This is a genomic window from Paenibacillus sp. Y5S-9 (assembly GCF_036894235.1).
Taxonomy (GTDB): domain Bacteria; phylum Bacillota; class Bacilli; order Paenibacillales; family Paenibacillaceae; genus Paenibacillus.
In genome coordinates this window covers 1,040,189-1,055,226 of record NZ_CP145887.1, presented here as the reverse complement: position 1 = coordinate 1,055,226, position 15,038 = coordinate 1,040,189, and the positions used below count along the sequence as shown (strand labels likewise).

The 15,038-nt window shown below is 47.7% G+C and carries 8 protein-coding genes and 1 pseudogene; 4 read left to right on the top strand and 5 right to left on the bottom strand.

What is annotated here, in order from left to right; genetic code table 11:
* The first annotated feature begins 49 nt into the window (after positions 1-49).
* From V6669_RS04630 to V6669_RS04615, 4 genes are all read left to right on the top strand, one after another.
* Positions 50-1,039, top strand: a complete 990-nt coding sequence (locus tag V6669_RS04630) for a zinc-binding dehydrogenase (protein WP_338591126.1) — start codon at positions 50-52, stop codon at positions 1,037-1,039.
* A gap of 393 nt (positions 1,040-1,432) precedes the next feature.
* A complete protein-coding gene (locus V6669_RS04625; protein WP_249911782.1) occupies positions 1,433-1,651 on the top strand; it encodes a hypothetical protein in 219 nt (72 codons plus the stop codon).
* Between the two features lie 27 nt (positions 1,652-1,678).
* A complete protein-coding gene (locus V6669_RS04620) occupies positions 1,679-2,206 on the top strand; it encodes a hypothetical protein (RefSeq protein WP_338591119.1) in 528 nt (175 codons plus the stop codon).
* 74 nt (positions 2,207-2,280) lie between these two features.
* Complete coding sequence (locus V6669_RS04615) at positions 2,281-3,069, top strand: formate/nitrite transporter family protein (protein WP_017690511.1); 789 nt, start codon at positions 2,281-2,283, stop codon at positions 3,067-3,069.
* 262 nt (positions 3,070-3,331) lie between these two features.
* On the opposite strand, the gene V6669_RS04610 is transcribed toward V6669_RS04615, so the two are convergent.
* The 5 genes and pseudogenes from V6669_RS04610 to V6669_RS04590 form a co-directional block, all read right to left on the bottom strand.
* Positions 3,332-4,318: a WXG100 family type VII secretion target gene (locus V6669_RS04610; protein ID WP_338591114.1), complete on the bottom strand. Its 987-nt coding sequence runs from the start codon at positions 4,316-4,318 to the stop codon at positions 3,332-3,334.
* A 46-nt stretch (positions 4,319-4,364) separates the two neighbouring features.
* Positions 4,365-4,836, bottom strand: a pseudogene (locus V6669_RS04605) (acetyltransferase).
* A 149-nt stretch (positions 4,837-4,985) separates the two neighbouring features.
* The gene (locus V6669_RS04600; protein ID WP_338594838.1) at positions 4,986-6,554 is read right to left on the bottom strand and encodes a glycoside hydrolase family 30 beta sandwich domain-containing protein; all 1,569 of its coding nucleotides are present in this window, start codon (positions 6,552-6,554) and stop codon (positions 4,986-4,988) included.
* 146 nt (positions 6,555-6,700) lie between these two features.
* On the bottom strand, positions 6,701-9,412 hold the full coding sequence (locus V6669_RS04595) for a glycoside hydrolase family 3 C-terminal domain-containing protein (protein ID WP_338591112.1): 2,712 nt from the start codon (positions 9,410-9,412) through the stop codon (positions 6,701-6,703).
* Between the two features lie 648 nt (positions 9,413-10,060).
* Complete coding sequence (locus V6669_RS04590; protein ID WP_338591110.1) at positions 10,061-15,031, bottom strand: DUF4132 domain-containing protein; 4,971 nt, start codon at positions 15,029-15,031, stop codon at positions 10,061-10,063.
* Positions 15,032-15,038 lie beyond the last annotated feature (7 nt).

Sequence of the window (15,038 nt, the reverse complement as noted above, 5' to 3'; positions counted from 1 at the left end):
TGAGGCTCAGTAGTGAAATCTGGCTACACAGACAGGAGGAATATTGAACATGAAAGCTATTATCCATTCGGGCCAGAGCGGCCTTGCAGGTCTTCAATATACAGATTCAATCTCTCGGGCACCAGAAGCCGGGGAAGTGCAGATTCAATTAAAATCCGCTGGAATCAACCATCGGGATCTATTCATCATGGCAGAACGCGAAACCCAGGACATCCCGCTTATTCCCGGTTCCGATGGAGCAGGTATTATCGTAGCGATTGGCGAAAGCGTAAGAGGGTTCGCGATAGGAGATAAAGTCATTATCCATCCTACACTCGGTTGGGAATATTCATCTGAAGTGCCGACCGTACCCGATATCATTGGTGGTCCTACGGATGGAACGCTCGCGCAATATATAACTTTGCCTGCTGCAAATGCCCTGCCTAAGCCAGCCCACCTATCCTGGGAGGAAGCAGGCGTGCTGCCCCTTTCAGCGCTGACGGCCTATCGCGCCTTATTCACTCGCGGCACATTAAAGCAAGGTGAACATGTGCTCATTCCCGGTATTGGCGGTGGTGTAGCAACCTATGCCCTGCTCATGGCGGTAGCGGCTGGTGCCAAGGTGAGCGTCACCTCCAGAAGTGAAGCCAAAAGAAATGAAGCTCTGCGCTTGGGTGCTACCCATGCACTAGATAGTCATGCCGATTGGTGTATGCAGAACGATATGGAACCTGTGGACATCATCTTGGATAGCATCGGACAAGCCATGTTCCCAAAATATTTTGATATAATCAGACCAGGTGGACGTATTGTGATGTATGGTGCAAGCTCGGGGGATGATCTGACCGTACCCATTCGCTCTATCTTCTTCCCGCAGATCAGTCTGATCGGCACCTCTATGGGCAGCCGTGAGGAGTTTATCCAGATGCTGCAATACGTGGAGCAACATGACATACATCCTGTAATCGATAGCTTATATCCGTTGCAAGACGTAGCAACCGCATTCGAACGTATGGAAAACGGCGAGCAGTTTGGTAATCTTGGTATCCTTATGGAGTGACATCTACTTTGAGATGGGCCTTCATGAATTGGTGAAAATTGATTTACGATAATGGGGTGAATCCATCTGACCCGTCTCGCTAAACGTATACTAATTGTTCTTATTGCTACTATCATTGTGGCCCAAATTCCTATGTTAAAAGAGACCTTAGCCCGAGGAGTTACTACGTTATATGTGAAGATAAAGTATCCCGAACATTCCTTTCAATTCCAAGACTTTATCTACGAGTCTCATTTCGGGAACTATTTCATTTCTTATACTGATCAAGACGAACAGCTCATTAGTCTGATGCTTGAGCCCAAATTTTTTCCGGTGCTCATTATATATGATCCATTGAATCAACCCATGAAAGACTAGTTGGTTCATGATATAAATCATTCAGGAGGTATCGATATGGACAATCAATTACATTTGGTAGAATTGGTTCGCAAACTGATGGATGCCGAAGGAACGGAAGCCGAGTTGGATGACATGTTGACGGAGCTACAGCAGCAGGTTCCACATGCGGAGATCAGCAATTTGATTTTCTGGGATGATCGAGACCTGACGCCTGAACAGATTGTGGAAGAAGCCTTGGCTGCCCGTCCCATCCTGCTTCCACCCCAATCTTAATATTCTTCAGGAGGTGAACGGTAGGATATGTCTGACATGTCTGATTTAAATCATAATAACAACAATGAACACCCTGATTTTAACGAAATTAGCGGAGAAGAAAAACTACAAGCACTTCGTGATCTAATCGAACTAACCGATGATCACCTTACTCAGCAAGTTCTCGCTATTGGCATGGATACACATGAAGAAGATCTCATCCGTATCGAAGCATGGCGAGCTTTAGGCATGGCAGGCTCCTCTGCTCTTCTGGGTGAAATCCTTCATGCTGCGGTGCAACTTGTTCGTGACTCAGAAGAAGATGAGGATGTACAGAATTACGTCTTGCAAACTCTCGCTCTACTGCCCGTCACAGAAGCCGAGATCCAATTGGCTCAGGAAGTGCTGGAGGGAAATGCCTACATATTAGTCAGAGGAGCTGCCTTTGATATTCTTGTTGCACATCAGCAAGTTAATGGTGCAACATCCGCGTTAGAATCACTTCAATCCGATCCTGATTTTGGCTCTTCTGCAATGCGGGTACTGCATTCGAATCAAGGAAGTTATAATCAATAAACCAAGTCCCCCTCCCCAATTTCCATAATTTCGTTATAATGGTAAGCAAGACACCATGCTATTGGAGGAGAATTATGGAAACGGAAGCTTTACGCAACGTGGAACAACTAGCTTTGAAGAAACACAAGATTTACAAACAAAGCTTAATTAGGTACCTCGCACGCTCCATGCTGGCCAGTATGTTTATCGGATTCGGCGTCATCGTGGCGTTTAAGACAGGTAACTTCTTTTATATGGAGCAGTCCCCGTTTACCTATCCGATGGCAGCAATTACGTTTGGCGCGGCAATCATCCTGATCGCGTACGGTGGAGGTGACCTGTTCACGGGCAATACGTTTTATTACACGTATGCGGCGCTGCGCAAGAAACTGCGCTGGTTCGAAGTGATCAAGCTGTGGATTGCGAGTTATAGCGGTAACCTGATGGGCGCAGCCGTGTTTGCCTTGTTAATCTACCTGACCGGATTGTTCGATTCGTCTCAGGTGAATGGTTTTCTGTTAAGCGTGGTGGAGCACAAGATGGAAGTTCCGACGATGCAGCTCTTTTTCCGGGGAATTTTGTGTAACTGGCTTGTATGTATGGCGTTCTTTGTGCCGATGTTCATGAAGGAGAATGGAGCCAAAATGTTTGCCATGATGCTCTTTGTGTTCTGCTTCTTCATCTCGGGATATGAGCACAGCATCGCCAATATGTGTACGTTCGCGATTGCACTTGTGCTGAATCACCCGGGGACGATCTCATTTGAAGGTGTGCTTCACAACCTGGTTCCCGTGACCTTGGGTAATCTGGTGGGTGGTGTGCTGCTAATGGGCTTTATGTATTATGCGGTGAACAAACCGTTTCTGGATGAAGAGACTCATTAATCTCTGGCAAAAAAAGATCCCCTTCCGGCCCGGTCCTTCGACCGCGGCGAATCGGTAAGATCAACCCAAAACACCCCGGCAACCTTCCATCTCAGCGAGAAGGTTGCCGGGGTGTTTCTCTATGGGCAGGCTCACGGATAAGCCGCCTGCCCTCCACACTTTTAGCCATGTGTCATCCAACCACATGGCTAAAAGTGTGGGTCGACAAGCAGGCAGCAATCCGGTATCCCTGCGTTGCCCGCTTGCCGACCCCATCCGTGGCTTAATAGTAATCCCGCCACGGAGTATATTCAATATCGTTGTCGCCACGCGTGACCACGATCATATTTTCCATTTTGCCCGTTTCCTTATTGGTACGGTAGATCATCGTACGTGTCTCGCCTTCCTCTGGCACGGAAAACAGGAATTTGTCCGCGACGAAGGATGAACCTAGTCCTGTCGCATGTTCCGTGAAGGCAGAGCCCGTCTTGCTTGTGAGCAACAGACCAATGCCGTATGCTGTAGCCGTTTGTGCTGCTTTGCCAAAGAGATGCTCGCCTTGACTAGTCGTGTGCGTTTGCTCCGAATACCTATACTTTTCCGTATCTTTGCTATAGTCCACCACATTGCCCTGTTTATCCAGACTGATGGTAGTCGTTTCGCCCTTGTCGCTTTTCACCTGATACGTACCTACGATGGAATCCTCGGTAATTTTCACCGTCTTGCCCGTATTGGGGTCAGTCTGATAGATTACATCTTCATACTGAAGTCGAATGATGTTCATGCTGGCCTGAATCTGCTGTGCCAGTTCTTCGTCACCCATCTCTTTGGCTTTCTTCAGCATTTCCTCATAGTTCTGGTATTTCTCGGCATCCTTCTCAGCCCATTCATCCATGTTCTTTGGTGGACCTGGCGTTTTGTCCAGATCATCGCCTTTATTTTTGCCCATGGTTGATAGCGCCCGCGCTGCGGTCAGCGCCGTCATGATTGCCTGGCTCACCGCCTCTTCATCTGTCGTGCGGAAACGCTCGGCAATCTTCTTAAGCTCCGACTGAATGGACAGAACCAGCTCCAGAACAGATTTCATCGTGCCTTGAGCGGTTGAATAATCGCTATAGAAGCGTTCCCGTTCCATGCCATCCCAGTTGCTGCGCATGACACTCATCTTGCCGTCCAATGTGGACATGAAGCCCGATAATTGCTGATGTGCCTGAGCGAACTGCCCACTGACCGTCTCCAGTTGTTCCGGTGTCACCTTGATCTGTGTCATCCTGCACACTCCTCATCCTGGTCATTTATATCACGTGGTCTATCCATTACGACAATCTCTCGGCCTGTTCCTGTTTGATCTCCAGATGCAACAGCGGGAACGGATTACCGGAACTATCCATTTCGGAACGACCCATCTGTACAAATCCCATCTTTTGATAGAATCGGGCTGCTCCAGTATTCTGCTCATTAACATCCACCTTGAGGTGACGGCCTTTGATTTTGAAGGCATGGTCTATTAGAAGACGTCCCAGACCCTGTCCGTGTTGGCTCGGATCCACAAATAACATCTCGATAAAGTTATCATCCACACCAATAAAACCCACCGGTTGTTGCTCCATATTCAGAACTTCCCAAACCTCGACTTGTCTTTGTTGCAACACATCGCTCACCACTTTTTTTGTAGAACTGAATATGATGCTCTTCCAAAAACGTATGTGTTGTCCGAACAGCACTCTCCCAGATCTCGACCAACTTGTCATGATCCTGTTCCCGATATGCAACGACTAACATGTCCAACGTATTCTCCTTTTCTATTAAAAGTAAAAAGGTTATGTAAAAGCCCGATCCTGGGATCGGACTTGTTTAATACATCAAATTTGAAATAACTCTACGTTTATTTTACCATGTCCATCATTCAATCTGTACCCATAATTTCCAATCTTGAGTCAACGTTCTACCTCCGTTTTTGGCTTCCAACGGAAGGTTGCTGCCGATTGGGATGGCAGTATATATCGAAATAAATCTCCATCTATGACTACATCAAAGGAAACTTCTGCCTCGCCCGTGTTAGCCGCAACTAGCACCATCGTTCCATCCGGATTGCGGAAGGTTACGTTCTCGAGCTGGCCCTGTTCTTGCGTAGAAGCAACTCTTACGGCTCCCGGACGTACATAACGGCTGATGTGGCCTAACGCATAATACTCGACATTTCTGATGATTTCATCACGCTCCGGGTCAATCGTCACAACCCCACGACAGTTCTCACAGCCACCGTTCGTGGGTCCACCTTGCGGATCGAGTGCGATGTTCCAGAGCAGTACATTTTTCGCCCAGTTGCGAGGTGCACCAATGATGAGATTGGACATCTGCCAGCTCAGATTCTCGCCAAAATCAGGACTCCACTCCCCACCACTACATTCGGTAAAATAGATGTTTTTGTTTGGGAAGCGCTCATGCACTTCCGACATGGCAGATGGATCACCTGCATAACAGTGAAAAGCAGATCCATCGATATAGGCAGCAGCCTGCTCATCATCAAGCACCTTACCGGTATATTCAACCGCCTGATCCCAGTTATGATCATACGCGATGATTCGCGTGTCCAGTTCTGCATCCTGTAGCGCCGGGCCGAGATAATCCCGAATGAACATCGCTTGTTCTTCGGATCCCATACTCATACTCGGATATTTATCCGAGGTGAACTCCGGTTCATTTTGCAACGTGATCACGTAGATGGGAATGCCCTTTGCCTGATAAGCTTTGATATATTTCACGAAATATCTCGCGTAAGCTTCATACACCTGAGGATCGTTGTAATCCAGATACCAACCATTAGTGGTCTTCTCCCCATACTTCATCCAGGCCGGGGCCGTCCACGGTGTGCCCAGCACTTTAAGATCCGGTTTCAAACCAGCTACACGCTTCAGCATATTCACGACTTCCTGATCCTTTTCGATCGAAAAGTGTTCCATCTCATAGTCCGTGCCGGACTCTATATCATCATAGGTATAACTTGAAGCCGCGCCTGATTCATCTACCGAATAATCGGAGGCACCAATCGTATGACGTACCATATCCATGTTTAGCCCTTCCGTCGAGAACATCTCCTTGAGTAGTTGTTCTTGCTGCTCCTCTGGAAGCTGATTAATCAGATGTACCGACGAACCCGTCATCGCTGCGCCGAATCCATCCATGGTCTGATACGTCTTGTCCGGGTCAATCTGTATGGTGAAATACGACGAAGATGTGTCTGACTCCTGCGTTGAAGAAACGGAAGAGCTTGTGTCTGCATCATGGTGATCGGTAATTGGAATGGGCTTCTGTGGTGTAAGCAGATTTTGCTGATCTCCCGTGGTTAACCAGACTTCGACCACTCTCTGCTTGTCCGCAACCGGTGGCGGTACGGGGTGTTCACCTCGGTTGAAGATAAGCCAGATTCCTATACCAACACTACAAACAGCTGCGATCAACAGGATCATCCATCGTTTGGGATGCTCTCGCCAGCGTATGTTCATCACGCTTCACTCTCCTTCCATTGTGGAAAAAGCCGCGGCCACTGGGCCACGACTCAATTTCCTAATCTATATGAATTAGAACAAACTGCACTTGACGCAGATAACTTCACTGGGAGAACAACTTTTTGATCTCCCAGATTGCACTTTTATTTACCGGACTTGCTTCCGATATTCACACTGCCTGTCAGACGGATATCATCCGATGCACTGCCAACATACACTTGGACTTTACCCTTAGGCATTACCCATTCATGGGATGTTTCATCCCAGTAGGACAATGCACTGCGATCCAGTTGAATGTTGACCCGTTGCTGCTTGCCTGCCTTCAGATCTACCTTCGCCCAGCCAGCAAGTTGCTTCTCTGGCGTTTCAACTTTGGTTGGCAGATTGCCAACATAGACCTGTACAACTTCTGCACCGGAAACTTTACCGGTATTACGTAAGTTCAGGGATACTTCTACGGTTGCTTTGTCGCCTTTGCCTGTGTTTTTCACATGCAGATTACGATAATTAAAATCGGTATAAGACAGTCCGTGTCCAAAGGCAAACGCCGGTGTCATGCCTTCTTTGTCATATCCTTTATACCCTACAAAGATACCCTCGGAATAGTTGCCCACCCCATTCACACCCGGGAATTGTTCCGCAGTGGATACCGGAGTTTGGGAATCATCTGATGGGAACGTCACCGGCAACTTACCGGATGGATTCACATCGCCGAACAGAACACGTGCCACTGCATTACCTTGTTCCTGACCTGCATACCAAGCCTGAACGATGGATGGCACTTCTTTTTGCCAGGAATCCATTTCAACAGCGCGACCACTCATTTGCACCACGATCGTTTTTGGATTGGCTGCTGCTACCTTGCGGATCAGCTGCTCCTGGTTATTTGGCAGTTCCAGATCGGAGCGGTCGACGTAACCTTCACTGTCATACGTACGAGTTACCACGACGGCAACATCGGATTTTTTCGCCAGATCAACTGCTTTTTGCATTTTGATATCCACAGCGTCTTCTGGAGCTTCCCAGCCAAAACGAACCTGTGCACCCATATCATGATTGGTCTGTACCGGGAAATCCGTACGATACTCAATTCGAATATTGTGGGACTCGCCTTCTTTGAATGTGATTTCTTTCTTTGTTGTACTCAGTGTTTCACCTTGATTGTCTACGAGTAACTTATCATCCACATACAGTTTCGCAGAACCTAGACTGGTCAGGGACAGTTTATATTCACCCGTTTGAGGTGCTGTGATCGCCCCTGTCCAACGAGCAGACATTTTGGCATTGAATTTCGTTGGTGTCACTGGAAGCTTGGAAGATTGTGCGTTAAAACCTTCATAGTTGTAAAATCCAAGATTCATGTTGACCTGATTATCTGTACGGACCAGAGAAGGGTTACCCTCCATATCTTTATTCGTCCAGTATTCAGCACGCAGACCATATTCCGCACGATCTGTACCATAGTCTCTTTCACTTTCCTGAGCATCCGCTGGTGATAAAAGAGTAGAAGGTACGGCGGATGGTCCATTAAATGCATCTCCTGCGGAGATAGGATCGGTTCCGGCAGCATATTTTACATCCACACCGTTACCAGCACGGTTACGAATGCCTTGAAGCGGACTTACAGTATACGTCGGATTAACCAGACTGCTACCTCCACCAGCAGCAGATGCGTTATCTGCATCCGGTCCGATGACAGCGATGGATTTCACGTTTTTCTTGGACAGCGGCAGTACATTATCGTTGTTTTGCAAAAGAACCATGCTCTCTTCTGCAATTTCACGTGCCTGTTTGCCGTCTTTCTTGGCATTGATTTGTGTATTCGTTACAGGGTTATCGAACAGCCCTTTATCGAACATTTGAAGCAAAATGCGTCTAACCTTCTCATCAATGGTTTGCTCGCTGACTTCGCCATTGTTCACGGCTTCCAGCAATTTGTCTCCCCATTTGCCATACGGCTCTCCAGGTGTCTCCAGATCCAGACCCGCATTGGCGGATTTGGCTGTGCTGAAGTTTGCACCGTAGTCACTCATGACGAACCCTTCGAAGCCAAACTGATCCCGAAGGACATCGGTCAGCATCTCCTTGTTCTCACAAGCGTATGTACCGTTCACCTGGTTAAATGAACACATTGCAGAACCAAGATCCGCTTTTTCAACCATCGCCTGGAACGGACGTGCATAGACTTCCTGAATGGCACGTTCGCTGGCTGTTGCATTGGTCGTGAAACGTTCCGTCTCCTGGTTGTTCAGGATATAGTGTTTCGCTGTAGCGATAACCGGATTACTTTGAATCCCGTTCACATACGCTGCACCCATGCCCGAAGCCAATAGCGGATCTTCCCCGAGAGATTCGAAGTTCCGGGAACCCCATGGTGTACGTGCAATATCCAGCCCAGGGCCGAGCACTACATTATGTGTTGTATCATGTGCTTCCTGACCGATCAGATCGCCATATTTCTTGGCCAGATTGGTATCCCAGGAAGCGGCAAGCGCGATGGGTGCAGGCAGTGCCGTGGACTTTTTGTCCTGCACATCCGGGTTAGCCACACGTACCCCTGCAGGTCCGTCTGCCATCTGTAATGCCGGAATGCCGAGGCGCTCCAATCCATCATTATAGAAACCATAATAGTTATTTACTTTACCGGTTACGAATCCAACTTTCTCCTCCAGCGTCATCTCCTTGAGCAGCAGCTCGGTGCGTTCCTCCGCAGACAAGGATTTGTTCATCCAAGGACGATTGGCCCCAGATTCCGCCTCCGCGGCGAAGGCGTGTAGCGGCATAGCCGCAACGGCCACGATGATTAATAACATAAACCATCGTTTGAGGAAAATCAGATTGAGTCTTCTGTTCATGTTGTAAGTTCTCCTTCTCTCTTGATCATTTTTCTTGTGCACATATTGAATACATGTATACAAGGGAATGCAAACTGGCTTGATCCCAGTCTTTCAAGCATTCAGGTCGTCCTGCACATGGCTTCTGAAACTGCAGCCTGCAAGCAAGTCAGCAGATTTCGCTTCCTAACGATAGCCGACATGATCATGAATTACATCCCCTTAAATTTGGTAAATGACCGATTAGAACAAGCCTAGTTCTTTGGAATCACCATATTAACAATTCAGATAACAAAACAAGAAAACGAATTATTTACATTTCCGTAACTACTTTCGAACAAATTCTTTACTTTTAAAAACAGTCGGTTCGACCCACTCCCGATAAACCAATTAATGCAATTAATTATCAGATTAAGGAATATGTCGACACACTCTGGGTCCTAAGTCTATTTGAAAACGGAACCAATCCGGTCCATTGAAATATCCAAAAATATAAAAGCAACTGAGGTCCCTTTTAACAGGTTCTTCAGCTGCCTTTATGTTGGAATTGCTCCATTTTGTTCACTTTCCGTCCATGATTCTTGTTCTACACTTGTTATAATGAGATTCGGAGTTACATTGAAAATCGGAGTAACAAATAGAAAAACCGCCCCGTGGGGCGGTTCAATTCTAGTTCTGTAACTGTGCAAGAATCTGCGGGTCCTTGATCTTTTTATCTTCGGCGAGCAACATCACCTTGGACAGAATCTCAGCTGTTCTCGGATCTTCATCCAGGAATGGCAGGAAGATTCGACCCCGATGCTGACTGTGCACCGGAACAATATGAAGTGCACCTGTAGCTTGTTTGAACACATTACCACTCCCCAGATGAACAGCATACTCACCCAATTCACCATCAATTCGTGCGTAATTCCCGTCCAAACGTACATTGTCGATCTTCAGCAGACGCAACGACTCGTTCACAATGACGTGACGCATCTCAATTGTTGTCAGGCTGGCTTCCGGATCTACGCCTCCCACATGTGCAACGCTGACCACCAGATCGATATCACGCATAACTTCCGAGAAGAACATCAGCGGCACATCTTGCAGCGCTACAGGTTTGTAGCTCTTACGATCGTAGAACTGCACCGTCTCCAAGGTAGGTGCCTCCGTATCTGCTGGTGAGAACCAATCTGCCATGGCATAGAGATTCGCAATCAGATTGTGCTCGTAACTTACCTTCTGCAGACCTTCCTCATAACTGACAGTCCATTGGCGTCCTTTAAGCAGAGCTACTGCTTTTTTCGGTTGAATCTGATATCCGGCGTATCGACGAGACACCGTACCATTAGCCAATTCGTCCTCGTTAGGAAGATACAGCTCACGGAATACCTGCTTGAAGGGCTGACGCTCCTGACGGGTGAACAGATCCCGCTGGAATTCACTCCAGCTTCCGCTCTGATACAGATGAAGCGGATGAGCAATCAACAGTTGATCCTGTTCCAATAGTGCATGGTTCGTACCCTCCGGCCCTGGAGCAACCAAACCATTGGATGATACATCGAATCGTCCCGTCTTGTCACCTGACTGGAATATAAGCGTTCTTACCAGCGGATGTATAACCGGATTTTGCATCAGACTGGCAATTTCCTCACGTGTAAAGGATGTTCCAGCAGTCATCGAACGTTCCAGCTCCTGCCGTGCCCGGCGATACTGATCCACCAGATCCGATTTGAGCTCTTTCAGTTCAGCGATATATCCATCTTTTTTGAACCGGGCAGGTACAGACTTGAGTGTCTTGCCTTTGCTAACGATAACCATCTCAGGTTGGCCTTCCTCATCAATGACCAATTGTGCTGTCGTGTCAGCATCCAATGCATGAGGTTCAAAGAAGGATTTCATCTCATCCAACTTACGTGCTTCCATGTCCCACATCAGCCGTGTAACATCGGCATAACCTGCATTACGAGCAAGATTGCCCAGTGCAATCTGTGATGCCACACCTTCACTGGCACGGCGTTGTGCACCGAATTGTTTGCTCTGCATCAGGAACTTCTGAATGAAGTCGTATCGCTCACGCAGATCCTGTTCGCGATTTACGGCGAATGGAATCAAACTGTAGGTTAACAAATGATCTTTGTTTCGCTTGTCTGACACGGACTCACGCATATCGTCCAGTCGAAGCTTGCCCAGTGCAGCATCTGCGAACAATTGGGATCTGCGGTGGTTAGATCCCCCGGAAATGTACTTGGCACAATCGTATAACAGATTGAACCGTTCCTCCCCGACAGCAGCATAAGCCTCCTCGAACCAGGCAATATCAAACGCACCTTCATTAAAGTCCTGTGGTGAGATTGGAGAATAGTGGGCCACGATGGTTTCTTTCTCCGCAGTAAAGCGTTCATTAATATGGGCATGGAAGTACCAGGCTGCACTGCGAAGACCTTCCCATCCCAGATGTTTTGCTACAATCTCCATCCACTGCGGGGCGTACATGGCTGCCTCCAGCAATTTTTTCTCATTCACCGGATACTTCTGGAGCAATTCTCCAAGACGCTTCTCATCTTCTCCATCCCGTGGATGACAATTCTGAATTAGATAGCTAAACGTCTCTTTACGTGTTGTGTTGTCCCCATAACTGTAGATATATCCACGGACAAATGTATCCTGATCCATCGCCGAGACCAGATGTACCCAGTGTTCCATGCCTTCAATTCGTTCCAGTTTCATGGCAAGTGTACTTACTTCTGTAGAGAGTTCTCCCCGGGTCAGCTCGATCTCCAGAATCCGATTAACTACCGTATCCCGTAAATGAATCAGCTTGGGATCACTTGCGATCACTTCTGTACGAGTGGATGTTAAGTCCCGAATAAACATCAGACGATTCCCACCGACCAGAACCTGTCGATATATCTCCTGTTCATCAATCAGGTTCAGCTGGTACGCGCGCAGGAAATCTTCAAGTGACAGCAAGGACAACGGTTGACTATTTTCTACAAGACTGGCGAACTGGTAGGCTGTCTGGAAGAAACGTTTGAAGCTGTTATCGTCATGGATTTTGCCACGAACCACATAATTCCAAGGTCCAGTCAGAATATGAAGCATGCCTGACTCTTTCTCGAGTCGATCAGCAGGCATACTCGCGATGATGGAGGCCCAGGTTTTCTCAGCTATTTCAAACGTGTCGATCGGATCGCTATCCAGAAATGCCGCCGATATCAGTGCCACTACCTGATCCTTATACGTTAACGAATCCAGCATCTGCTGTAGCTTTTCGATGTCATCCAGAGAATAGATCTGGTCGGCAAACGACTTGCGCCAGCCTTCCAATAACGGAATCTTTTGCAGTTCTTCATAGTCATACTGATCATGGAAGTAACTGTAATGGTCACTCAATTTGCCATTGAAATCCCGGAGCTGTATAACCATGTATAGCTGCATCAGTTCCACACTGCTAAACCCAGCATGTTGAATAAAGTTTTCCCATATGTCATGTAGCGGGAACTGTTCCATCTGCTTCATTTCATTCCGCTCTCCATACGGAACCTTGGAGCGAAGACTCGCTCCGACTAACAACGTGTCTTTGTAGCCAGCATAGTACTCCACTTCATACTCATGATCCCTGTGTTCATGCACTAATTCATCGAGCCCCTGCAGGAATGGTCTGGTCTTATCCAGAGAAAGTGTAAAGATATCCTTCGGACTGTGGCCTTTGAGGTCACGCTTCTCTTCCAGCAATGGCTCACGTCGCTTCGGATCGAATAAATTAAACCCATTAGCGGCCGTATAGCGACTCCCCTGATCCGTCAGCTTGTCGAGCAACTTCTGTTCCTTCGCGGTTGGCGTCTCAATCAGCTGTGCCAATGGCTGCAATTGCTCCTGCTGATCTGCCCGATCCGGATCTGCCGCAATCTCGGTCAACAATTCGAGCGCGCCTAGACGCTGCAACTCACTCTTGGCCTGCAAAAGTCGCTTCAGTGAAACCGTCAATTGGTCCACGGGTTGTAGTAACAATACATGGATGACCTTCTGACGAAGTGAGCCTGTCTTGAGCTTCATCAGCGCCTCCATCTGTTTCATCTCTTCAACCGTCAACGTGAGCTGCTTCGCCTTGGAGAGCGCACTTTCCCGATTACTGATGCTTTTATCAGACAAACTCTCAAACACAAACTGTCTTTGCACCTCATTATCGGGATGCTGAACAAACTGGGACAACAGTTCCCCGCGCAGTTCTGGGCTCAATCGGTCCTTGATTGCGATGACTTCGCCGATCCATTCCGGGTCCATATCATAAGCGGCCAGATATAACATTTTCTTCACTACATCATCTGTATCAATCCGGTAGTGAACATACTCAAGTGCACCCGATGGTCCACCTGATCCGCCTTTTGGAATGACAGCCAACATCTGTTTGAATTGATCAAAGTCCTGACGTCTCAATGCCTTATCTTCAAGCGCAGGCAATGGCCACACGTAGACACTACGCTGATTCTCTCCATTCTCGAAACTCCAGTTGTACATATACATGGCATCATAGTTGGTCACAATCCAGTGCATCAACTCGGTATCCTGCGCCTCCAGATAACGACGTGCAATGTGCAAACGAAGCTCTCTGTTCTGGCTGTTAGCCAGTACGTATTGGGCAACAATCTTCTGATATAATTGGCCTTGATCCATAATCTCGATGATCTTGCTCGTCAGTTCATTCTCTTCAATGACCGCTGTCGCCCACAGGCTGATAAAGAGCTTGTTGGCGTTCGCTTCCTGCTGCCAGGATTCGCGCACTTCTGGTTGCACAAGCGCCTCATACGCCTGTTCAATCAGCTGTGCAGCAACACGCTGATTGGCTGCTTCTATGCCAATCCCCGTCCATACGGCAAGCGCTCTTACCACGGAACTGAAACGAATCAGGTTGTTGTCGATAATGATTTTTAATATGTAAATATAGGCTTCCAGTGTCCCTTCATCCATCCGCTCCACAATGCTTTGGCGCAGTCCTTCCTGCAACCTTGCTGCAACGAGCAGCTCACCCACCATCTGATAGGCATCCGCCTGATCGCTCATGAATATACCTTTGATCATTTCATGGGTTAACAACGCCGTCTGATTGTCACCATAGATAATATCGTGCAGTGCCTGCTTCATATCTCCACCCTGATGATCCAGTTCATAAGCGATACAATCGGCCAGGACCCAACGGATCTCATGCAGATAATCCAGCTTGTACTCACGTAGTGACACATATTCTTCCAAGGAGAAATTTTTCATTTCCATACGGAACAATCCCATCAGTTTACGGATGACTTGTTCTACATGCTGCTCCGGATCGGATGTGCGGAAAGGGCGGCGTTCATAGTTGTTACTGTATGGGAAACGAGTCGCACGCTCTGCGATATAACGGAATCGTGAAACCAATGACTCGCTCGCCAGATGCTCGAGTACATCCAATAGTGGCTGGAATAATGGTTTCTGCGTTTCTGCAGCCAGCCTTCCAAGCAGCTTATCAGTATTCAAAAACATCTTTTCATCTCCACGCAAATAGGTAGACCCGGCGATCTCCACAACATAGCCTGCCAGCTCAAGCTGTACCCCTGTTAACGACTTGGCTCTTTCCTGCAATCCTTCCATATACACCTGTACTTGCTCTTCCTGATTCATCCTGTTC